Source organism: Streptococcus australis, assembly GCF_015553625.1.
In the GTDB taxonomy this organism is placed as follows: domain Bacteria; phylum Bacillota; class Bacilli; order Lactobacillales; family Streptococcaceae; genus Streptococcus; species Streptococcus australis_B.
The window spans coordinates 47,277-66,778 of the sequence record NZ_JADNGY010000010.1 but is presented as its reverse complement, the minus strand read 5'-3'; the positions used below and the strand labels follow the sequence as shown (position 1 = coordinate 66,778).

21 protein-coding genes and 1 other annotated feature (1 of these 22 only partly in view) are annotated in these 19,502 nt (G+C 40.1%); of the genes, 17 read left to right on the top strand and 4 right to left on the bottom strand.

The window, feature by feature from the left end; genetic code table 11:
- Positions 1 to 10: 10 nt before the first annotated feature.
- The 5 genes from I2D56_RS08700 to dcm are packed head-to-tail and all read left to right on the top strand — an operon-like array spanning position 11 to position 5,795.
- The gene (locus I2D56_RS08700) at positions 11 to 1,948 is read left to right on the top strand and encodes a hypothetical protein (protein ID WP_229050207.1); all 1,938 of its coding nucleotides are present in this window, start codon (positions 11 to 13) and stop codon (positions 1,946 to 1,948) included.
- Between the two features lie 14 nt (positions 1,949 to 1,962).
- Entirely contained in the window at positions 1,963 to 2,892 is a 930-nt protein-coding gene (locus I2D56_RS08695; RefSeq protein ID WP_229050206.1) for a hypothetical protein, read from the top strand.
- A 3-nt stretch (positions 2,893 to 2,895) separates the two neighbouring features.
- A complete protein-coding gene (locus I2D56_RS08690; RefSeq protein WP_195348384.1) occupies positions 2,896 to 3,576 on the top strand; it encodes a hypothetical protein in 681 nt (226 codons plus the stop codon).
- Between the two features lie 2 nt (positions 3,577 to 3,578).
- Positions 3,579 to 4,487, top strand: a complete 909-nt coding sequence (locus tag I2D56_RS08685) for a phospholipase D family protein (protein WP_195348383.1) — start codon at positions 3,579 to 3,581, stop codon at positions 4,485 to 4,487.
- A 48-nt stretch (positions 4,488 to 4,535) separates the two neighbouring features.
- Positions 4,536 to 5,795 (top strand): DNA (cytosine-5-)-methyltransferase, encoded by a 1,260-nt coding sequence (gene dcm / locus I2D56_RS08680; protein WP_195348390.1) that lies wholly within the window; start codon positions 4,536 to 4,538, stop codon positions 5,793 to 5,795.
- 312 nt (positions 5,796 to 6,107) lie between these two features.
- Here dcm and I2D56_RS08675 read toward each other — a convergent pair whose 3' ends face one another.
- The 4 genes from I2D56_RS08675 to I2D56_RS08660 are packed head-to-tail and all read right to left on the bottom strand — an operon-like array spanning position 6,108 to position 8,854.
- Positions 6,108 to 6,413: a DUF5960 family protein gene (locus tag I2D56_RS08675; RefSeq protein ID WP_195348382.1), complete on the bottom strand. Its 306-nt coding sequence runs from the start codon at positions 6,411 to 6,413 to the stop codon at positions 6,108 to 6,110.
- Entirely contained in the window at positions 6,394 to 6,765 is a 372-nt protein-coding gene (locus tag I2D56_RS08670; RefSeq protein ID WP_195348381.1) for a hypothetical protein, read from the bottom strand. Before I2D56_RS08670 ends, I2D56_RS08675 begins: the two co-directional genes overlap by 20 nt.
- Positions 6,762 to 8,174 carry a Y-family DNA polymerase gene (locus tag I2D56_RS08665; RefSeq protein WP_195348380.1) on the bottom strand — a complete coding sequence of 471 codons (1,413 nt, stop codon included), beginning with the start codon at positions 8,172 to 8,174 and terminating at the stop codon, positions 6,762 to 6,764. The genes I2D56_RS08670 and I2D56_RS08665 overlap by 4 nt, the downstream gene beginning before the upstream one ends.
- A 2-nt stretch (positions 8,175 to 8,176) precedes the next feature.
- Positions 8,177 to 8,854 (bottom strand): helix-turn-helix domain-containing protein, encoded by a 678-nt coding sequence (locus I2D56_RS08660; protein ID WP_195348379.1) that lies wholly within the window; start codon positions 8,852 to 8,854, stop codon positions 8,177 to 8,179.
- A 182-nt stretch (positions 8,855 to 9,036) separates the two neighbouring features.
- Between I2D56_RS08660 and rsmD the strand changes: the two genes are divergently transcribed.
- The 12 genes from rsmD to I2D56_RS08600 all read left to right on the top strand — a co-directional run bounded on the left by rsmD (position 9,037) and on the right by I2D56_RS08600 (position 19,325).
- On the top strand, positions 9,037 to 9,576 hold the full coding sequence (gene rsmD / locus I2D56_RS08655; RefSeq protein ID WP_123159467.1) for a 16S rRNA (guanine(966)-N(2))-methyltransferase RsmD: 540 nt from the start codon (positions 9,037 to 9,039) through the stop codon (positions 9,574 to 9,576).
- A complete protein-coding gene (gene coaD, locus I2D56_RS08650) occupies positions 9,566 to 10,039 on the top strand; it encodes a pantetheine-phosphate adenylyltransferase (protein ID WP_195348378.1) in 474 nt (157 codons plus the stop codon). Before rsmD ends, coaD begins: the two co-directional genes overlap by 11 nt.
- Before the next feature lie 5 nt (positions 10,040 to 10,044).
- Positions 10,045 to 11,151: a SepM family pheromone-processing serine protease gene (locus I2D56_RS08645; protein ID WP_061563661.1), complete on the top strand. Its 1,107-nt coding sequence runs from the start codon at positions 10,045 to 10,047 to the stop codon at positions 11,149 to 11,151.
- 313 nt (positions 11,152 to 11,464) lie between these two features.
- Positions 11,465 to 12,175, top strand: coding sequence for a thiol-disulfide oxidoreductase-associated membrane protein CcdA2 (gene ccdA2 / locus I2D56_RS08640; RefSeq protein ID WP_195348377.1), 711 nt, complete (start codon positions 11,465 to 11,467; stop codon positions 12,173 to 12,175).
- 26 nt (positions 12,176 to 12,201) lie between these two features.
- Positions 12,202 to 12,507: a hypothetical protein gene (locus I2D56_RS08635; protein WP_023026435.1), complete on the top strand. Its 306-nt coding sequence runs from the start codon at positions 12,202 to 12,204 to the stop codon at positions 12,505 to 12,507.
- Positions 12,508 to 12,572: 65 nt separating this feature from the next.
- The gene (locus I2D56_RS08630) at positions 12,573 to 13,133 is read left to right on the top strand and encodes a TlpA family protein disulfide reductase (RefSeq protein ID WP_195348376.1); all 561 of its coding nucleotides are present in this window, start codon (positions 12,573 to 12,575) and stop codon (positions 13,131 to 13,133) included.
- Between the two features lie 12 nt (positions 13,134 to 13,145).
- Positions 13,146 to 14,267 carry a peptide-methionine (R)-S-oxide reductase MsrB gene (gene msrB, locus I2D56_RS08625; protein WP_195348375.1) on the top strand — a complete coding sequence of 374 codons (1,122 nt, stop codon included), beginning with the start codon at positions 13,146 to 13,148 and terminating at the stop codon, positions 14,265 to 14,267.
- A gap of 58 nt (positions 14,268 to 14,325) precedes the next feature.
- Positions 14,326 to 15,060, top strand: a complete 735-nt coding sequence (locus I2D56_RS08620; protein ID WP_123160008.1) for a response regulator transcription factor — start codon at positions 14,326 to 14,328, stop codon at positions 15,058 to 15,060.
- Positions 15,057 to 16,769: a cache domain-containing sensor histidine kinase gene (locus tag I2D56_RS08615; protein WP_123160009.1), complete on the top strand. Its 1,713-nt coding sequence runs from the start codon at positions 15,057 to 15,059 to the stop codon at positions 16,767 to 16,769. Before I2D56_RS08620 ends, I2D56_RS08615 begins: the two co-directional genes overlap by 4 nt.
- A gap of 359 nt (positions 16,770 to 17,128) precedes the next feature.
- Complete coding sequence (locus I2D56_RS08610) at positions 17,129 to 17,707, top strand: YutD family protein (protein ID WP_195348374.1); 579 nt, start codon at positions 17,129 to 17,131, stop codon at positions 17,705 to 17,707.
- A gap of 18 nt (positions 17,708 to 17,725) precedes the next feature.
- Complete coding sequence (rlmN, locus tag I2D56_RS08605; RefSeq protein WP_023022438.1) at positions 17,726 to 18,814, top strand: 23S rRNA (adenine(2503)-C(2))-methyltransferase RlmN; 1,089 nt, start codon at positions 17,726 to 17,728, stop codon at positions 18,812 to 18,814.
- Positions 18,792 to 19,325 carry a VanZ family protein gene (locus I2D56_RS08600; protein ID WP_195348373.1) on the top strand — a complete coding sequence of 178 codons (534 nt, stop codon included), beginning with the start codon at positions 18,792 to 18,794 and terminating at the stop codon, positions 19,323 to 19,325. The genes rlmN and I2D56_RS08600 overlap by 23 nt, the downstream gene beginning before the upstream one ends.
- A gap of 77 nt (positions 19,326 to 19,402) precedes the next feature.
- Positions 19,403 to 19,502, top strand: a binding site (T-box leader) (it continues 136 nt past the right edge of the window).

The following is a 19,502-nucleotide window of genomic DNA, read 5'->3' as shown; positions in this document are numbered from 1 at the left end:
AGACAAAATATTGAAAATAAAAATTGCTACAGATGATCCTCAAAGCATGGCTCAGGATGGCGCCTCGATATTGCGATCACTTCAAAACAAATCCATACCATTGCTTGATTTAATAGTGCGCGAATCAATTCAGAACAGTTTAGATGCTGGAATTGACGGTGTAGGAAATACAAGAGTTGATTTTCATTTTGGAGATTTTGATGCGGATAATTTAGCTAGACATCTTGAAGGAGTATCTGATGAACTTTTATCAAACTACTGCAATAGAACAAAATTTTTAGCGATATCTGATAAAAATACTTTTGGATTGACGGGAGCTATATCAGGAGACTATCATGATGATTTGGTAAATTCTAACTTTCACAAACTGGTTTTTGGAATAGGTAAGAATCAGGAGAAAGAAGGTGCAGGAGGAAGTTGGGGATTAGGAAAGACTAGTTTTTTTAGAATAGGAAATGGAATAGTTATTTATTATACCAGAATTAAAACAGCAAATTCTTACGAAGAAAGATTAATAGGTTCTTTAATAGAGAATAGTAAATTGGAAGAAAGATTACTACCGAAGTCAAACAGAGGAATTGCTTGGTGGGGTGAAGAGGGGGTTAATAATCAGATTCTTCCTGTTACAGATCCGGATAAAATAAAGGAGATTTTAAATCTATTTAATCTTAAACCTTATCAAACCAATGAGACGGGAACTACAATTCTTATACCTTATCTTAGAGAAGAAATTTATAATATGCAAGATCACGGCTCGTTACATTATTGGATGAGTGATTTGAAATCATCAATAAAAATGTCTGTTTTAAGATGGTATTTTCCTAGATTAATGAATATAACTTATAAAAGTCATTTTAAGTCCAATATGCTTGTGTGTTCAGTTAATGAAGAAATTATAAATGTCGAATCTGAAGCTATATTTAATATTTTTCAAAAGTTATATAATTCAGCATTATTAGGATATTCTGTGACTGATAAAGTTGTTGTTCATCCCATTAAACTTAGCAGAAAAGCTTGCGAAGATAACAGCAAACCTCTAGGTTTCATAGCTTATATAGAAGCTTCTGAAGAAGACTTAGAAATGGGTCCTCCAAATAATTGTCCTTCTCCTTTAGCATATATAGGCAAAAGTCCGTCGACAGAAGCTTCAACTGAAACTAAGATTTTCTCGTATTGTAGACAACCTGGAATGATTGTAGAATACGACTCAGATAATTCTTGGTTACCTAGTTCCAAAATTCTTGAAGATAGACATATGTTAATTTCAATTTTTGTTCCAGTCTCCAAAGAAAAACTTTCTCCTAGATTTTATCCCAACTTTCCTACTTTAGAGTCTTATTTACGAAGTATAGAAAATGCTGACCATGCTAATTGGCTTGATGAAAATGGGTTTACTCTTATTAAGAGATTAAAAGATGGAATTCGTAATTCTATTCTTACTGATTTTGAAGAAAATGAATTTTCAGAAACAGGAACTGAGACAAGTAGACTATCAAAAGTGTTAGGAAAATTTCTTCTCCCTCCAACAGGATATGGTAAAAATTCAAGTTTAGATATTAATAGCGGAAATCGACAAAGTAGGAATGCTGGACTCAAATGTAGTTTATCCATCGATTCTGTTAATATTGTCGATGGAATGAAAGTGATTTTGAAAGTTAAGGTTAGGGTGCCTAGAAATCATAAAGCAAAGGTCAAGCTTCTCCTTGAAACTCAAGACGGTCATATCGATTATAATAAATGGCATGATGACTTTGAGGATATTCCATATCCATTTAGTATTATATCAGTTAAAGACTTGAATAATTCTTATTTTAAAAATTTAAATGATTTTACAAATCAAGGAGAAGTTATACTTCCGCTTGTTGATCAAGATATTAGGACCGATCTAGAAATTATTGTCCTTAAAAATTCAAATCAGTATAGACCGACGATAATTATCACTCAGTAAAAGGGAGAAACAATATGAATACTTTTAACTTATTTAAACAAATTGATGAAGAGTTAGAAGAAAAAATTGGCCTTAATATCAGTGATTATTTTCTAAATTATGATACTGATGTAGAAAAAAAAGAAATTCTTAACTCTGTTGAGCCAAATACCATTCAAATAATGTCTGACCTTGATAGCAGTTGGACAGCAGATTATGACAACTTAACAATTAAGCAAACAATAAAAATTGAGAATCCTTCATACTTATTCGGGCCCGACGGAGTTACTTTGGAGAAAAACAAGCTTGGAATTGGGGTGCATGTTCATTCCAGAACTTCAATGTTTCAGGAAACTATTGCAATGGCTGAAGTTTGTAAAAATGATATACCTCTGTCATTTGATTTAGTTTATTCATTTCCAAAAGGGAAATTAAGAGGAAAAGTACATATAGAAACATTTTTTTATGTTAAAGAATTAAATGAGACTTATCCTACACATGCAGATTTACAAGGTATGCGAGTTTCTCAAAAGAATATTTCAGAACTCATCTTGATTATCGATGGCGCGGGTTCTATGTTCCCTATTGGAGAATTTGAAGAAAAGAATGGTCCTCTATGGAAATTAAAAATTAACAATTTCAATCCCGCTGAAGATTTATTTTCTACTGACAATATAAATTTGTTACTTAACAAATCCCATAGCCTATTTAAGCAATTTAAAGAACGCAAGACGGCTCTTAGTAGAGGACTTATGTCAGAAATTGTTTCTCAAGCCATGTCTCTCATTATCGACAAGGTCATAAAAGAGATTGAAGATGATGAGATTATTTCGGATTCAGCTGATGGAACTATTCTTTCAATTGTTAATTACTGGATTTCTGTTTTTGAAGTTGAAACTAGTGATAGTGTGCGTATTTCAAACTCATTAAAACTAGCCTTAGAACAAATTTTATCAGAGGAGTAATGAATGATAAATTGGGAACAAATTAATTATGATATTACCAAAGCTACTGTCGAATTTAATTCATTAAATAACATAAATCCAATTGCTATTACAACTAATTTGAGTTCAGAATTTAAATATATTAGGAAACTCTTAATACAAGCTCGAGATGACATTTTTGATGAGTATCATTTAGATGCTGCTGAAAAGTTGGGATATAATTTTGATTTATTGTTTGCAATTAAATTATATGAAATACTAGGGACAAATAATAATTTTTGTAATAGAGTAGCGTCAGATGATGACGTTTGGAGATTTTTATCAATCAGAGTTATTCCAGACATAGTTCATAGCCGATGGGGAATGAATGAAACAAGATATATAACTTCTAGAAGAATTTGGCTAAAAAATATATGGTGGTACATACACTTATCTTGGAATGGCAGTTCGAAAAGAACATATGAGATATTAAAAAATAATACTACAGATACGATTCAGCAATTAGTTGAACGGCCAGGTGTTGGTTACTACGTTTCCTTATATAGAGAAATTATGTTTCAATATTCTACAATCAATGATCCTAGTAGATTTTTGTTTCGAAAGGTTCTTAAGTTAAATACAGCACTTTTACCAGTAACATATCCTGAACTTATTCCAGGCGGTATTAAAAAATATGTAGGATATCTTTTTAGAAAGGTTCAATAGTTTTGCTAATTTTAAATAATATCTTTGAACATATTTTTTTGAAGAACGTTAATCAAATTAAACGAATACGTATTTTAACAGGATATACTTCAGGAATTTTTTTAAAGTTTTTTGTTAAAGAATTTCCCAATATACCTATAGATGTCTATATAGGTATGGCACAACAAGGGATTAAAAAGAATGATCATGATATATACTTAAAACTCTCTAAAGAAAGTAGTTTTAATTTGTACTATCAAGTTGCTGGAAAAGATACTCATATGAAACTATTTGAAATTGAATATTTTAATCATAAAGAGACATATGTTGGTTCAGCAAACTTTTCTTTCTCTGGGATGTTTGAGCAGAATGAGCTAATGACACTAGTAGATTCAGTTTGTGATTCATTATTTTTGGATCAATTTAATAGATCAATAGAAGTAAGTGATCCTAAGGTAGTTGGATTACTCTTAGATTGTGATGAAGATTATACTGGAACAGATGACATTTCAATAACTGATGAAAATCAAGTTAGGTACAGTCGTATCTGCAAACCTTATACTATATCATTTCGTCGTAATTCTGTCTTTTTAAGTAAGTTTCAAGTCCCCCTTGTTACAGATACACTTAACTGTAAAATTTATAATAAAGATGGTAAAACAATTATTTGTTTTCCAAGTAGCTTTAGAGTACGTACGAAGTTTCCAATCAATAAGAGAATTAGCTTATTCTATGAGAATATTGAATTACAATGTCTGGTTTATGGTAAATTCAATGGAAAGTTGCAATTCGAAAATCGAAAATTAGAAGAAATATTAATGGAAAAATTCCAATGTAGTTTGGATATGTTAGAACAAAGATTACTTACTTTAGGTGCTTCGAATTTACTATTTGAGAGGATCAATGAAACAGAGTATATTATCTCTTTTTAAATCAAAAATATAGTAAAAATTATAGGAGGTTTGTGAATTTTGTTAAAAATGATTGAGACATTCAGTGGTATAGGAAGCCAAACGCAAGCTTTAAAAAATTTAGGAATTGAACATAAAGTAGTTGCAATTGCTGAATGGGATATTAATGCAATGTATGCATATGATATATTACATAATGGAAAACAAGATATAAAAAGCTTAAGACACCATACGAAAGAATCGTTAATAAGTATCCTTTCAAAATATAACTTATCTAGCAATGGTAAAAATCCTATAACATTAAAGGCTTTGAAATCAATGTCTGTAGCTCAATTAAAAGCCATATATATTTCTATAAAAAGAAATAATAATTTAGTTGATATATCGGAAATACATGCTCAAGACTTACCAGATGCAGATATTTTGACTTATTCTTTTCCTTGCCAGGATCTATCTGTTAGTGGACATTGGCATAATAATACAAGTGGTATAGATAGAGATGCTGAAAATCGTTCAACGTTATTATGGGAAATCGAAAGAATCTTGAAAGAATATGTTGCATCTCAAAAGAAACTACCACGGTTTCTACTAATGGAGAATGTTAGTAATATTTTGTCAAAAAGGCATATTGATAATTTTAATGAGTGGAAAGAGTTTCTATGCAATATTGGGTATATAAATAAGGTCTACACTTTAGATGCTAGAAATTTTGGAGTTCCACAATCAAGAGAAAGAACGTTTATGGTTAGTATCTTATCCGAAAATTCTAAAGAGAATGAAGTCATAACGGATTATTTAAGTAAGAATGACTTACAAACATATAAAATTGATAAGTGTAGAAATTTACGTGATTTTTTAAGATTGGATTATTCTTTAACAAAATATAAACAAGAAGCAATTGAGAGTACTCCTAGGTTTACTGAATCAAGAAAAAAAATTTACAATGAAAATATTGTACTTGCCATTGGAACTGAAATCATAGAGTCAAATGCCAAAACGGTGACTACAAAGCAAGATAGAAACCCCAACTCCGGTATTATAAAATATGATAAAAATAATTATTTGGTGGAATGGAATACTTATTATAGAAACTTAACTCCTAGGGAGTGTTTTATGTTAATGGGATTTAAAGAAGAACAATTTGATTTGTTGATGTCTAATAATTTTGAGAATAAGAAAGGAACGATGTTTTTAACTATGAGTAAATTGAATAAGATGGCTGGAAATAGTATTGTCGTTCCGATTCTTGAAAAAATTTTTGAGCAACTAGATGATCTTCGGAAAGAAGTATTGTTTTTGAAAAATTATGAAAGTAGGGAAAAAGTATAATTTTAAAAATAAACCCTATTTCAGATACGCATATAGTTTTATTATATATAAATAAGAATTTGGTTTAATATTATGTTCATTTTTATTTGATTGTAATTTTATAGTTGGATGATCAATAGCTACTCAGTTAAGTTATTTAAATTCATGTATTGTTACTTTAAATGGGTAATTAAAGAATTAATCCAAATTCAAAAACGGTGAAATCGGCATTGATTTTATCTGGATTGATGTGGATAATCCTCCTGCAGATGCGATTGGTTGGGTTGCGAAAGCTTCTTCATCCACAGAATACAAAAGAACCTCCTAGTTTATCTAGGAGGTTCTTTTGTATTCTGTGGTGGTACTGTGGCCTAGGTAGGTATAAATCCGTGTCAGTGGAGATTGGGGATGGGTGGAGACGCGAAAGTGAAAGTAGTGGTCACGATGATCGCGACTCTGGGTGTGGTGGAGTCTGAAATAGTTGCGCTGGCCTGTCGACATGGATCTCAGCAGGTCATCTTCTAAAAAGACCAAGGGGGTAGCAGTCGTTGCCAATCGGTAAAAATCGTGCTCGAACTGCTGGTAATTGTCTGAAAAATAATCAAATTGGAGTTCGTGTTTATTCAGGGCTGGTTTCATAGCTAGAATCTCCTGGTTCAATAGAAAAAATAGTCGAAAGAAGGAGAGAGTGGTAGTGGTGGCCATTTTTTATGAGGACCTCGGAAGGGCTTAAGGTATAGACCTGGCCGTAGTAGACGGCGACTTGATTGTCCTGGAGGGTAGAGAGGGAGAGGGGAGTCTCTTGCTGATAAGCCTGCTCGAGGAGGTGACGGATTTCTTGGTTTGAGAGGAGGCGAAGCTCTTCCAGGGAGAGGTGGTTTGTTTGTAAGGCCGTCGAATGCTCAGAGAGGAAGAAGCCGGCCCACTTGGCCATACCTCGGTCTTGGAAGTCGCGTGCCGACTGATAGGGGAGATAAGAACGATCAATCATGCTAAGCCATCTAAACCTCCTGCAGAGTGGCCTCCGGTCAGCTTGCTTCGAGCCAGAGCGCGCGAATTTTCTAATAGGGCAGATCCCTTCTGTAGAGAAGCAAAGCCAAATCGGTCACGGATGTGGTCAATGGTCTCTTGGAGGGCCTCTTCTTTTTGGGTTTGTCCAGGGTCATCAAATAGGGAGATCAGCTGGAAACTCTCCTCTACGAGCTTTCCATAAAAGACTCCGATCTGCCGGATGGCTCCTCCCTGGTAGTGGGAACGAAAGAGTTGGATGACCTCCTTGGTTAATTGAGTGGTAGAGTTGGTCGGTTCAATCTTTCGCTGGCAGTGGATGGAGGGGAGCTGTTCCTGTTTGGAGTAGCTGGCGTGGATGGAGACCAATTGGGTCTTTTTCTTTTCCCGACGCAAGCGGATAGCGACCTGCTCAGCCATCTCCCGAAAGACCAATTCAATATCGCTTTGGCGGTGGTAGTCATGGGGAAGGATTTGCGAATTTCCTAGACCGTGAGACTTTGGCCGATAGGGGCGATGGACATTGCTTTCATCGATCCCATGGGCATGAAACCAGAGCTGGACGCCCATGACTCCAAATTCTTTTTTGAGCTGGTCTGGATTGGCCTGGGCCAGCTCATAGATGGAGTGAATGCCTAGTTTGTTCAGGCGCTTTTCTGTTCGATGGCCAACCCCCCAGAAATCGGTCAGTTTTTTTATCTGCCAGACACGACTGGAGACGTCTTCGTAAGACCAGTTAGCCCGCATGGTTTTCTGGTGCTTGGCTTCGTTGTCCAGAGCCAGTTTGGCCAGGAGCGGATTGGCATTGCTCATCCCGACAGTAGCATAGATCCCAGTTTGCTGCCAAATACGCTTTTGGATCCGAGCAGAAAGAAGATCCAGCTTGGAGCGTCGGTCTAGCTGAGGATCAGGAATAAAGTAGTTGAGAGAGCTGGTCAAATCGATAAAACCCTCATCGATGGAATAGGGGTAGATGTCATCTGGAGCAGCAAATTCTTGAAAGACTTGCTGGATTTCCATGTTGACCTGGATATAGGCATTCATGTGAGGAGGAACGATAAAGGTGCTCTTGGCCCAATTTTCGATATAGTGGACAAAGGCTGGATCTGTAGGTAGACCTTGCTTACGGGCCAGGTAGTAATTGAATTTCCTAGTCTTGAGATCAAAGGGCAGATCATAGCTACGTCCGACATTTTTCTTTCCAAAGACTTGCTTAAAGACGGGGGAACTGGCTAAGATGAGGCCAGCAGAATTGTCGCTCCGACTCATGACACAAAGAGAAGTCGTCAAGGGATTGAGACCGAGGCGGACGCATTCACAACTGGCATAGAAACTTTTCATATCCACAAAAGCAATGTCAGACCGAGGCTCACGTGAATAATCAAAAAGCATGTCTAGACCTCCAGAGGGAGGAAGTGGCCGACCACGATGCCGACGATTTTTGGTTCATCTTCGTAGGGTGCAAAAAGGTCATCATAGGCGGGGTTGATGGACTCTAGGCGGAGGCCCTCCTCTTCCCGATAGACTTTTTTGATATAGGTCTTTCCATTCCACATGAGGGCGTAGACCGCTCCATCATAGTCAAATCCAGTCTGTTTCATCAAGGCAACGGAACCGTTTGGATAGCTTGGTTCCATAGAATCTCCAGAGACCCAAGAGGCAAAGTCGTGTTGGATCTCTTGGTCAAAATAAACGGTCTCGTAGTCGGTCTCATTGTCATAAAAGGTATGACCATGTCCAGCCGCCAAGTCGATAGAGAGGACACGGTAAGGGATCAAAGAGACCACCTTTTCTTGCTCTGCTAAGAGTTGGCTGGCAAAGAAATCAACCTTCTTCTGATGGGGTGGGGTTAGTAAAGGGTAGGTGAAAAGCGCTGAGCTCTTGTCGACAAAGTAGTCCTCTTTAACGGAGAGGCGCTTGGCCAACCTCCTGAGGTTTTTATCGTGTGGCTCTGCTAAGCCATTCTCCCAACTAGAGTAGGTCTTGCGACTAATCTCTAAGGATTCATAGACCTGGGCTTGGGTTAGGCCGAGCTCCAGTCGCCGGTCTTTTAATTTTTTTGCATCAAACATCTGCATTCTCCTATGTAACGTTTTAAAAGTTACGTATAGTATAACAAAAATAAATTCGGACTTCAAGAGAAAAGTGAGAGGATTTTTCTTTAGCAGTGAAAGGGATTTGGTTCAGCAGATCTCAGATTGGAGAGGGTGGGTGTTTTTGTATCTTTTATCCAAATTTTGATATAATAATCTCTATGAAGATTGTATCAGGTACCTATGGAGGGCGTCCTCTTAAGACGCTCGAAGGAAAGACAACGAGGCCCACTTCAGATAAGGTGAGAGGGGCTATGTTTAATATGATCGGTCCTTATTTTGATGGGGGGCGGGTCTTGGATTTATATGCTGGCTCAGGTGGCTTGTCCATCGAAGCGGTATCGCGTGGGATGGAGCAGGCTGTCTTGGTCGAGAAAGACCGCAGAGCCCAAGGGATCATTGCCAGCAATATCCAAATGACCAAGGAAAGCCACAAGTTTCAATTGTTGAAGATGGAGGCTCACCAAGCTCTCGGCCAATTGCAGGGGACCTTTGACCTTGTCTTCTTAGATCCTCCCTATGCCAAGGAGCAGATCGTAGCCGATATTGAAACCTTGGCTGAACGAGACTTGCTGGGAGAAGAGGTCATGGTCGTCTGTGAGACAGACAAGGCAGTGGACTTGCCTGAGGAGATTGCTTGTCTAGGAATCTGGAAAGAAAAAATCTACGGAATTAGTAAGGTGACGGTTTATGTTAGATAAAATCGGATTATTTACAGGTTCATTTGACCCAATGACCTTGGGACACTTGGATTTGATAGAGCGGGCTAGTCGCTTGTTTGATTGCTTGTATGTAGGCATCTTCTTTAATCATGAGAAGAAGGGCTATTTTACCGTTGAGCAAAGAGAGGCCATGGTGACAGAAGCAGTGGCTCATTTGTCCAATGTAAAAGTCATTACTTCGGAGGCAGAGTTGGCTGTAGAAGTGGCTAGACGGTATGGGGTGACCAGCTTGGTTCGAGGCTTGCGCAATAGCCAAGACTTCCTCTATGAAAGCAACATGGACTACTTCAATCACCAGCTGGCTCCAGAGCTTGAGACCATCTATCTCTGTGCCCAGCCCCAGTACCAGGCCTTGAGCTCGACGAGAATTCGCGAGTTGCTGACCTTCCAGCAAGATGTCAGTGCCTATGTCCCAGAGAGTGTTATAAAGGAGATGAAATAAAAGGAATGAATGAATTTGAGAAACAAAGGGCTCAGTTACCAGAAAGCCCATTTGAACCTGTACGCAAAAAAGATAGTGTATGGAGAACCTATCGTTGGCCGATTATTGGGACCTTGCTTCTGATTCTGGCCTTGTTAGCTTTCTTTGTTCCCCTGCCCTATTATTTGGAAATGCCCGGGAGTTCAGAAGATATTCGCCAAGTGATGCGCGTCAACCAGAAAAATGATGAAGCATCTGGTTCGTATGATTTTGTCACTGTTGCCGTCAAGCAAGCGACCTTCTCGGATATAGTCTATGCCTGGGTGACTCCTTTTACAGATATCCACTCTGAACAAGAAATGACTGGTGGCAGTTCCAGTGAGGAATTTTTCCGGATTAATCAATTTTATATGGAAACCTCTCAAAATACTGCCAAATACCAAGGATTAAAAACTGCTGGTAAAGAGACAGAGATGGAATTCTTAGGTGTTTATGTCATGCAAGTAGCAGAAGACTCTACTTTCAAGGGCGTTCTAAATATTGCGGACACGGTTACGGCTGTGAATGACAAAACCTTTAAGAGCTCAAAAGAGCTCATCGAGTATGTTGGTTCCCAAAAAATTGGGGACAAGGTCACAGTGACCTACACAGAAGATGGCCAGACCAAGACAGCTGAAGGAAAGATTATTAAGTTGGTCAATGGCAAGAATGGGATTGGGATTAGCTTGATTGACCGGACAGAAGTGAAGAGTGACGTGCCAATTGAGTTTGCGACAGCTGGCATCGGTGGCCCAAGTGCCGGGATGATGTTTAGTTTGTCCATCTATACCCAGGTAGCGGATCCAGACCTTCGTCAGGGACGCCACATCGCGGGGACAGGGACCATTAACCATGATGGAACTGTCGGAGATATTGGAGGAGTGGATAAGAAAGTCGTGGCGGCAGATCGCGCTGGTGCTGAAATCTTCTTTGCTCCTGATAATCCGGTGACAGAGGAAGTTAAAAAGAACAATCCTAATGCCAAGAGCAACTACGATGAAGCGGTAGAAACAGCTAAAAAAATTAAGACCAAGATGAAAATTGTCCCTGTCAAAACCTTGCAGGATGCTATTGATTATTTGAAAAAGAATTAAGGTAGCTTGCTCGAAAAGAGAGTGGGACAGAAATCGGTCATTCGTTAGAATTCGATTTCGTCGTCCCACCTCCGCACAGTTGAGTAGGGCTGTAAAAGCTGATGAAATCAGCGTAGTAGAGCCCACTCAACCACTGCGTCTTGCTCGACAATCCAAAGAAAACATCGAGGCTAGGACTTTTGTACCAGCCTCGATCTTGGTAGATAGGGATATTCATCTCCCAATTAAATTCAAGTTTTTGCATATCAATCTCTCTATTTTTAGAGAGATTTTTTCTTTATACTAGTGTCAGAAAGTAAGGGAGGTAGTTGAAATGATTGAAAATAGCTTGTTTTCCATTTCAGTATTTTTAGCGGGAGTCTTATCATTTTTCTCCCCATGTATTTTGCCACTGATGCCAGTCTATGTAGGGATCTTATTAGATTCTGAGCATAAAAAAACGGTGCGTATTTTTGGAAGAGATATTTCTTGGTATGGTTTGGTCAAGACCCTCTGTTTTATTGCTGGTCTATCAACCGTATTTCTCATCCTAGGTTATGGTGCGGGTGCCCTGGGTCAGGTACTCTATGCTCCCTGGTTCCGTTACCTACTAGGAGGGATCGTTATTGTACTTGGGATCCATCAGATGGGAATCATCAATCTTCATCAACTGCAAAAGCAAAAGAGTATCCAACTGAAGAAGGACGAAAAACGCAACGAATTCTTCAATGCCTTTCTAATTGGAGTGACCTTTAGTTTTGGGTGGACTCCTTGTGTCGGACCTGTATTGAGCTCCGTTTTAGCGATTGCGGCTTCTGGAGGAAATGGTGCTCTACAAGGAGCGCTCTTAATGCTGGTTTACACCTTGGGCTTAGCTCTTCCCTTCCTACTCTTGGCCCTGGCTTCAGGCTGGGTCTTGCAACGCTTTGCCAAACTCAAGCCTCATATGGGGACCTTGAAAAAAATCGGTGGTGCTCTCATCGTCTTGATGGGCATCTTGCTCATGCTGGGTAATCTCAACAGCCTAGCATCCCTGTTTCACTAATCTTGAATGATTAAAGGAGAAAAATCATGAAAAAAATTCTTGCACTTACTATTGCTACCCTTAGCATCGTCACTTTAGCAGCTTGTTCTGGAAAAAAATCTGATTCAGATATGAAAAAAACGGACGATAGTAGTATGATGAAGAAGGACGATATGAAGGATTCGTCCATGTCCGATGATAAAATGAAAAAAGACGATATGAAAGATTCATCTATGATGTCTGACAGCAGTTCTGAAATGAAAGACGACATGAAAGAAGATAAGATGAAATCGAGCGATTCAGAGATGAAGGACGACATGAGTGACTCATCTGACATGAAATCAGACCAATAAAGGACAATAGGAAGAGGAGGTCGTCTGCTTGGGCGACTTTCTCCCAATTTAGAGAGGAGGAAGACATGAAAAAAATAGCCTTAATAGCGACAGGACTTTTCTGTGTTGGATTGTTAGGGGCCTGCTCCGCCCAGGGGATGGAGTCATCCAATAAAAGCGAGACTAAGCAGACAGCCAAAACGGGAGATTCAGAGCAAGCTGGCAAGAAGGTTCTGGATTTTAGCCTGCAAGGAGTAGACGGCAAGACCTACCGCTTATCAGATTACAAAGGGAAGAAAGTCTATCTCAAGTTTTGGGCTTCCTGGTGCTCAATCTGTCTTTCAACATTAGGTGACACAAATGATTTAGCAAAGGCAGAGGAGGGGAAAGATTATGTAGTTCTAACTGTTGTCGCTCCGACATTTAATGGGGAAAAATCAGCCGATGACTTTAAAAATTGGTACCAGGCTTTGGACTACAAAGATTTCCCAGTCTTGATGGATAGTAAGGGCGACTTGCTCAAAGAGTACGGGATTCGCTCTTATCCATCTGCTCTCTTTATTGCGAGCGATGGAACTATCGCCAAGACCCATATCGGCTATATGAGTAAGGAAGACATCGTCCAGACTCTAAAAGAAATGAAGTAAGGAGGACATAAAATGGAAACAAAATGGAAACTCATTTCCGTTCTTTTAGTGGGCCTGCTTTGTTTTGGACTCTTTTTCCTTATCAAAGGATCCATGGCCTTGGATACATCAGATGCGACGACTGAGCAGATCAAAAAAGCGTCCATGAGTCAGACACCAGTAGCAAACAAAAAGAAGGAAGAAAAAGTCAATCCAGAAGACCAACGAGAAATCTATCTAGCTGGTGGCTGCTTCTGGGGTGTGGAAGAGTATTTTTCCCGTGTTCCAGGCGTCATTGATGCCGAATCAGGTTATGCCAATGGAAAAGGGGATACTACCAAGTATGAACTGGTCAACCAAACAGGGCATGCCGAAACGGTACACATCACCTATAATGTCAAGAAGGTTTCCTTGAAAGAACTGCTTCTACACTATTTCCGGATTATTGATCCAACATCAAAAAACCGTCAGGGAAATGATCAGGGAAGTCAATATCGGACAGGAGTTTATTACACCGATCAAGCAGATTTGCCAACCATAAACCAAGTATTTGAAGAAGTGGCAAAGAAATATGATAAGCCTTTGGCTGTAGAAAAAGAAGAACTTGCTAATTATATCAAGGCGGAAGACTACCATCAGGACTATCTACAGAAATATCCGAATGGCTATTGTCACATTGATGTGAATCAAGCTTCTTATCCGGTTATTGACGCTAGTCGTTATCCAAAACCAAATGATGAAGAGATCAAGAAGAAGTTATCGCCCGAAGAATATGCAGTGACGCAAGAGAATGATACAGAGCGTGCTTTTTCTAACCGCTATTGGGATAAGTTTGAAGCGGGCATCTATGTGGATGTCGTAACAGGAGAGCCCCTCTTTTCCTCAAAAGATAAATTTGATTCTGGTTGTGGTTGGCCAAGCTTTAGCCGGCCGATCAGTCCCGATGTGGCAACCTACAAGGAAGATAAGAGTTTCAATATGACTCGGACAGAGGTTCGGAGTCGAGTAGGAAATTCCCATCTAGGCCACGTCTTTACGGATGGACCTAAGGAAAAAGGTGGCCTTCGCTACTGCATCAATAGTTTGTCAATTAAATTCATTCCTAAAGCAGAGATGGCAGAAAAGGGCTACGGCTATTTGTTGGACTATGTCTGAGACTTTTTGCGACCTACTTTGATATAATGAGTATAACAAGGATAAGTAGGTGAAACACATGTATTCAATCATGATTGTAGAAGACGAAGAGCTGGTTCGGCAGGGACTTACTTCTCTAGTGAATTATGAACAGTTTGGGATGAAGGTCATTGACCAAGCGGAAAATGGGCGAATAGCTTGGGAAAAATTTCAAGCACAACCGGCTGATCTTCTCTTAACTGATATTAATATGCCACAGTTGAATGGCTTAGATTTGGCCCAACTAGTCCGAGAGAAAGCTCCGTCCTGCCATATCATCTTTCTAACAGGCTATGATGATTTTGAGTTTGCTCAGAAAGCCATTCGACTCGGAGCAGATGACTATCTCCTCAAGCCCTTTTCAAAAACAGATATTGAAGAGATGCTGGGGAAAGTTAAGAATAAGCTAGACGAGGAAGGAAAGAAAGCCCAGGTTGAAACCTTGGTGGATCAGGGGCATTCGACAGAATTGGAAGAGGCTATTCATTCCCGCTTAGCGGATTCCCAATTAACCCTCAAGGACTTGGCTCTTCAACTGGGTTTTAGTCCCTCTTATCTGAGCGTCCTAATCAAGAAAAAATTGGGCCTCCCTTTTCAAGAATACTTGATCCAAGAACGGATGAAGAAGGCCAAACTTTTACTCTTGACGACTGATCTCAAGATTTATGAAATTGCAGCCCAGGTTGGCTTTGAAGATATGAACTATTTTTCTCAACGCTTTAAACAAGTAGTCGGTGTAACCCCAAGACAATACAAAAAAGGAGAGTATGAATGAAACGATACCCTTTGCTGATTCAGCTGATTGTCTATGTATTTGTCTTCATTCTCTTGCTCTTGGGTTTAGTCGGTAGTCTATACTATCAAACTAGCTCAGCAACCATTGGCCAACTGACAGAGCGAACAACCCGCAATAGTATCGACCAGAGTAGTCAGTTTATCACCTCCTATCTGAAAAAATTGAAGCAGACCACCTCGATCCTCAGTAAAGAAGAGACCGTTCGTCAGTTTGCTCAAGACAAGGAGGAGAGCCCAGAAGCCGTTCAAAGTCTGATGCGAACCATTATTGAGACAGACCCAGATCTGGTTTCGGCTGTCTTAGTAACTAAGGATGGACGCCTTGTTGCTACGGATTCTCAAATTAGCATGCAGACCTCATCGGATATGATGAACGAAAGCTGGTATCAGGAGGCTATCAAGAAGAGGGCCATTCCTGTCTTGACGCCAGCCCGGAAGGAATCTTTGTCTTCAGAGAAGGACAAGTGGGTGATTTCTATCACCCAGGAAGTGGTGGATGCTTCTGGTCAAAATCTAGGAGTTTTGCGCCTAGATATTGGCTATCAGAGCCTAGAAGCTTATCTGGATCATCTCCAACTGGGCAAAAAAGGCTTTAGTTTCATCATCAATCAGAAGCATGAATTTGTCTACCATCCTAAAAAGACAGTCTATTCTTCTAGTCAGGAAATGCAGGCCATGCAACCCTATATTGCTGTCAAGGATGGCTATGCCCAAAAGGGACAGAACTTTGTCTATCAAATTGCTATACCAGAGAGTGATTGGACCTTAATTGGAGTGGCTTCTCTGGAAGGTCTCCAGATGCTTCAGTCGCAAATGCTCTATTCCTTTATAGGTTTAGGAGCTCTCGTCCTCATCATGTGCTGGCTGGGAATCTGGTTCATTCTGCGCTTGTGGATTAAACCCCTACAAGATTTGCAGGCCGTTATTCTGAAAATAGGAGCTGGTGATTCCCACTTGCGGGCGACTACCAAGGGATCGCCTGAATTGGTAGATCTTGCTCAAGCTTTCAACCGTATGTTGGATCAAATTGAAAACCTTATGCAATTGGTTAAAGAAGAGGAACAAAATGCACGACGCTATGAACTGCGAGCTCTTGCAGCCCAAATTAATCCTCATTTCCTCTATAACACCTTGGATACCATTGTCTGGATGGCTGAGTTTAATGATGGTCAGCGGGTGGTTGACCTGACCAAGTCCCTAGCCAAATATTTTCGCCTTGCTCTCAATCAAGGACAAGAACAAATTAGGCTTCAGGATGAAATAGACCATGTGCGCCAGTATCTCTTCATTCAGAAACAACGCTATGGGGATAAGTTGAATTATGAAATTTTAGAAGAGGGGACGTTGGGAGATTATCAGCTTCCTAAACTGGTCCTACAACCCTTAGTGGAAAATGCCATCTATCACGGCATCAAGGAGATGGATCGGCCGGGCGTGATACGAGTCACTTCGGAAATCAGAGAAGAACAAGTGGTCCTGACGATTTACGATAATGGACGAGGCTTTGCTTTGTCTGAGTCGACAGACCAAACTCTTCTTCGACTAGGAGGAGTTGGTTTGAAAAATGTGGATCAACGCTTGCGGTTACAGTTTGGGGCTAGCTATCATATGGAGATTGATTCTAAGGCTAATAGCTATACGAAAATCACTCTTTATTTACCCCTCACATCACGTGATGAACATTCATAGGAGAGTGGGACAGAAATCGGTCATTCGTTAGAATTCGATTTCGTCGTCCCACCTCCGCACAGTTGAGTAGGGGTGTAAAAGCTAATGAAATCAGCGTAGTAGACCCCACTCAACCACTGCGTCTTGCTCGACAATCCAAAGATAATTGAGAGGCTAGGACTTTTGTCCCAGCCTCCTTTTTATTTTCCGTCTGAGTAAACTTTGAAAAAGACTGCTTTTTTTGATGAGACAGGAAGAAGAGGTAAATTAAATCGTCAGACTTTTTACAGATTTTCTCTTTTCCGTTGAAATTCTATCTAAAGCTAGGGATTTATGATAAAATAAAGTGTTACAACTAAAGGTATGAATAAAGGAAGGCTATGCGCAAAGAAATATCCCCTGAATTATTTAATTATAATAAATATCCTGGACCGGAATTTCGTCTGGTCGGCAATCAAGTGCTAGCAGAACAATTGACATTTGAGCTGGTTGAGAACCAAAATGATGCCTTTGATGCGACGGTCTTTGGTCAGCGTTTTTCAGAGATTTTAACCAAATTTGATTATATTGTCGGTGATTGGAGCAATGAACAGTTGCGTCTACGTGGTTTCTATAAGGACGATCGTCCGGTCACAGATGCAGAGAAAATCAGCCGCCTGGAAGATTATTTATTAGAATACTGTAGCTATGGCTGTGCTTATTTTGTCCTAGAAAATGCAGAACCCCGTCGAGCATCCTTTGACAAGAAATCTTCTCCAAAACAACAGGAAGAGGGCAACCGTTCTGCTAAGCGTGGCAGTCGTCAAAATCGCCGAAATCGCTCCAAAAATCAGCCACGAGAACGTGAACAAGAGCAAAAACAAAAGACTTCTCAACCAAAGAAAAAGAACCGTCAGCGGTCTAGAAAAAAAGATGCACAGGGTGGGCAAGAACGCCACTTTGTCATCCGTCAAAAGTAAAGAGAGAAAAGAGATAAGATGAAACCTTCAATTTATGGCCTGACTCGACAAGAACTGATCGAGTGGGCAGAAGAACATGGTGAAAAGAAATTCCGAGCAACCCAAATCTGGGAATGGCTCTATCGGAAACGTGTCCAGTCATTTGAAGAAATGACCAACCTATCTAAGAGCTTGATCGAAACATTGAATGATCAGTTCGTGATCAATCCTTTGAAACAACGGATTGTGCAAGAATCAGCAGATGGAACTGTCAAATACCTTTTTGAATTGCCAGATGGCATGTTGATCGAGACAGTTTTGATGCGCCAACATTATGGCTTGTCAGTCTGTGTCACCACTCAGGTAGGATGCAACATCGGCTGTACCTTCTGTGCATCTGGTTTGATCAAGAAGCAACGCGACTTGAACAGTGGGGAAATCGTTGCCCAAATCATGCTAGTTCAAAAGTACTTTGACGAGCGTGGTCAAGATGAACGCGTCAGCCACATCGTTGTGATGGGAATTGGTGAGCCGTTTGATAACTACAAGAATGTCTTGAGCTTTGTCCGTACGGTCAATGATGACAAGGGACTGGCTATCGGTGCCCGCCACATTACCGTTTCAACTTCTGGCTTGGCTCATAAGATTCGTGATTTTGCTAATGAAGGGGTTCAGGTCAACTTGGCGGTATCACTTCATGCTCCAAATAATGACTTGCGTTCCAGCATCATGAAAATCAACCGCGCTTTCCCAATCGAGAAATTATTTGCGGCTATTGAGTACTATATTGAAACGACCAACCGCCGGGTAACCTTCGAGTACATCATGCTTAATGAAGTCAATGATGGTGTCGAACAAGCCTTAGAATTGGCAGAACTCCTTAAAAAGATCAAGAAGTTATCTTATGTAAACTTGATTCCTTACAACCCAGTTAGTGAGCATGATCAGTATAGCCGGAGTCCAAGAGAGCGCGTGATGGCCTTTTATGACACCTTGAAGAAAAACGGAGTCAACTGCGTGGTTCGTCAAGAGCATGGTACGGATATTGATGCTGCTTGTGGCCAATTGCGTTCCAATACGATGAAGAGAGACCGGGAGAAAGCCATTGTTGAACAAGTTCAACCGTAACAAGGGGCTGATAGAACAAGGTCAATTAACAAATAAAGGAAGACAACTGCTACTAGGTGGCAGTTTCTTCTATTTTGTCTTGCTCTGTCTCATGTGTTTTCTCCCCCAACGGCCTGAACCAGGAATGGAAACACCTGGTATCCAACATTTTGGGCGAGTAGTCGTATTGCTGGTTCCCTTTAATTCCCTCATCAACCTAGCTCAAGTGACCAGCCTGGTCCAGCTGATCAAGGTGTTTGTACAAAATATAGCCAACATCTTTCTCTTATTCCCTTTGGTCTTTCAGCTGCTTTGGCTCTGGCCTTGGCTAGGCACTCGGAAACGCGTCCTTTGCTTTAGTCTAGGGATGAGTTTATGGATTGAGCTCAGTCAGATTGTCCTAGACCTCTTGTTTGATTTCAATCGGGTATTTGAGATAGATGATCTGTGGACCAATACCCTGGGAGGCTACCTAGCCTATCTGTGTTTTAAATGGCTACAAGCTTCTATGAGTAAGGACAAGCCACCTTAGTTTGGTCCAAAATCCGAACGATTGAAGACGATTTCAAATTTTGGGTTGACAAACGATAGGTAGGAAGCTATAATAGCTTCAAGACATCAGAAAAGTAGAGATTTTTCTCACTTCCAGGGAGCTTGTGGTCATTGTGAACAAGCAGTGGTGGATCTTGAAATGGGCTGATGCGTTTAT

What these genes read in the sequence shown, in the direction of transcription:
- I2D56_RS08695 (WP_229050206.1), top strand. Translation starts at nt 1,963, where the DNA reads ATGAATACTTTTAACTTATTTAAACAAATTGATGAAGAGTTAGAAGAA.
- I2D56_RS08690 (WP_195348384.1), top strand. Translation starts at nt 2,896, where the DNA reads ATGATAAATTGGGAACAAATTAATTATGATATTACCAAAGCTACTGTC.
- dcm (WP_195348390.1), top strand. Translation starts at nt 4,536, where the DNA reads ATGATTGAGACATTCAGTGGTATAGGAAGCCAAACGCAAGCTTTAAAA.
- I2D56_RS08675 (WP_195348382.1), bottom strand. Translation starts at nt 6,413, where the DNA reads ATGAAACCAGCCCTGAATAAACACGAACTCCAATTTGATTATTTTTCA.
- I2D56_RS08670 (WP_195348381.1), bottom strand. Translation starts at nt 6,765, where the DNA reads ATGATTGATCGTTCTTATCTCCCCTATCAGTCGGCACGCGACTTCCAA.
- I2D56_RS08665 (WP_195348380.1), bottom strand. Translation starts at nt 8,174, where the DNA reads ATGCTTTTTGATTATTCACGTGAGCCTCGGTCTGACATTGCTTTTGTG.
- I2D56_RS08660 (WP_195348379.1), bottom strand. Translation starts at nt 8,854, where the DNA reads ATGTTTGATGCAAAAAAATTAAAAGACCGGCGACTGGAGCTCGGCCTA.
- rsmD (WP_123159467.1), top strand. Translation starts at nt 9,037, where the DNA reads ATGAAGATTGTATCAGGTACCTATGGAGGGCGTCCTCTTAAGACGCTC.
- coaD (WP_195348378.1), top strand. Translation starts at nt 9,566, where the DNA reads ATGTTAGATAAAATCGGATTATTTACAGGTTCATTTGACCCAATGACC.
- I2D56_RS08645 (WP_061563661.1), top strand. Translation starts at nt 10,045, where the DNA reads ATGAATGAATTTGAGAAACAAAGGGCTCAGTTACCAGAAAGCCCATTT.
- ccdA2 (WP_195348377.1), top strand. Translation starts at nt 11,465, where the DNA reads ATGATTGAAAATAGCTTGTTTTCCATTTCAGTATTTTTAGCGGGAGTC.
- I2D56_RS08635 (WP_023026435.1), top strand. Translation starts at nt 12,202, where the DNA reads ATGAAAAAAATTCTTGCACTTACTATTGCTACCCTTAGCATCGTCACT.
- I2D56_RS08630 (WP_195348376.1), top strand. Translation starts at nt 12,573, where the DNA reads ATGAAAAAAATAGCCTTAATAGCGACAGGACTTTTCTGTGTTGGATTG.
- msrB (WP_195348375.1), top strand. Translation starts at nt 13,146, where the DNA reads ATGGAAACAAAATGGAAACTCATTTCCGTTCTTTTAGTGGGCCTGCTT.
- I2D56_RS08620 (WP_123160008.1), top strand. Translation starts at nt 14,326, where the DNA reads ATGTATTCAATCATGATTGTAGAAGACGAAGAGCTGGTTCGGCAGGGA.
- I2D56_RS08615 (WP_123160009.1), top strand. Translation starts at nt 15,057, where the DNA reads ATGAAACGATACCCTTTGCTGATTCAGCTGATTGTCTATGTATTTGTC.
- I2D56_RS08610 (WP_195348374.1), top strand. Translation starts at nt 17,129, where the DNA reads ATGCGCAAAGAAATATCCCCTGAATTATTTAATTATAATAAATATCCT.
- rlmN (WP_023022438.1), top strand. Translation starts at nt 17,726, where the DNA reads ATGAAACCTTCAATTTATGGCCTGACTCGACAAGAACTGATCGAGTGG.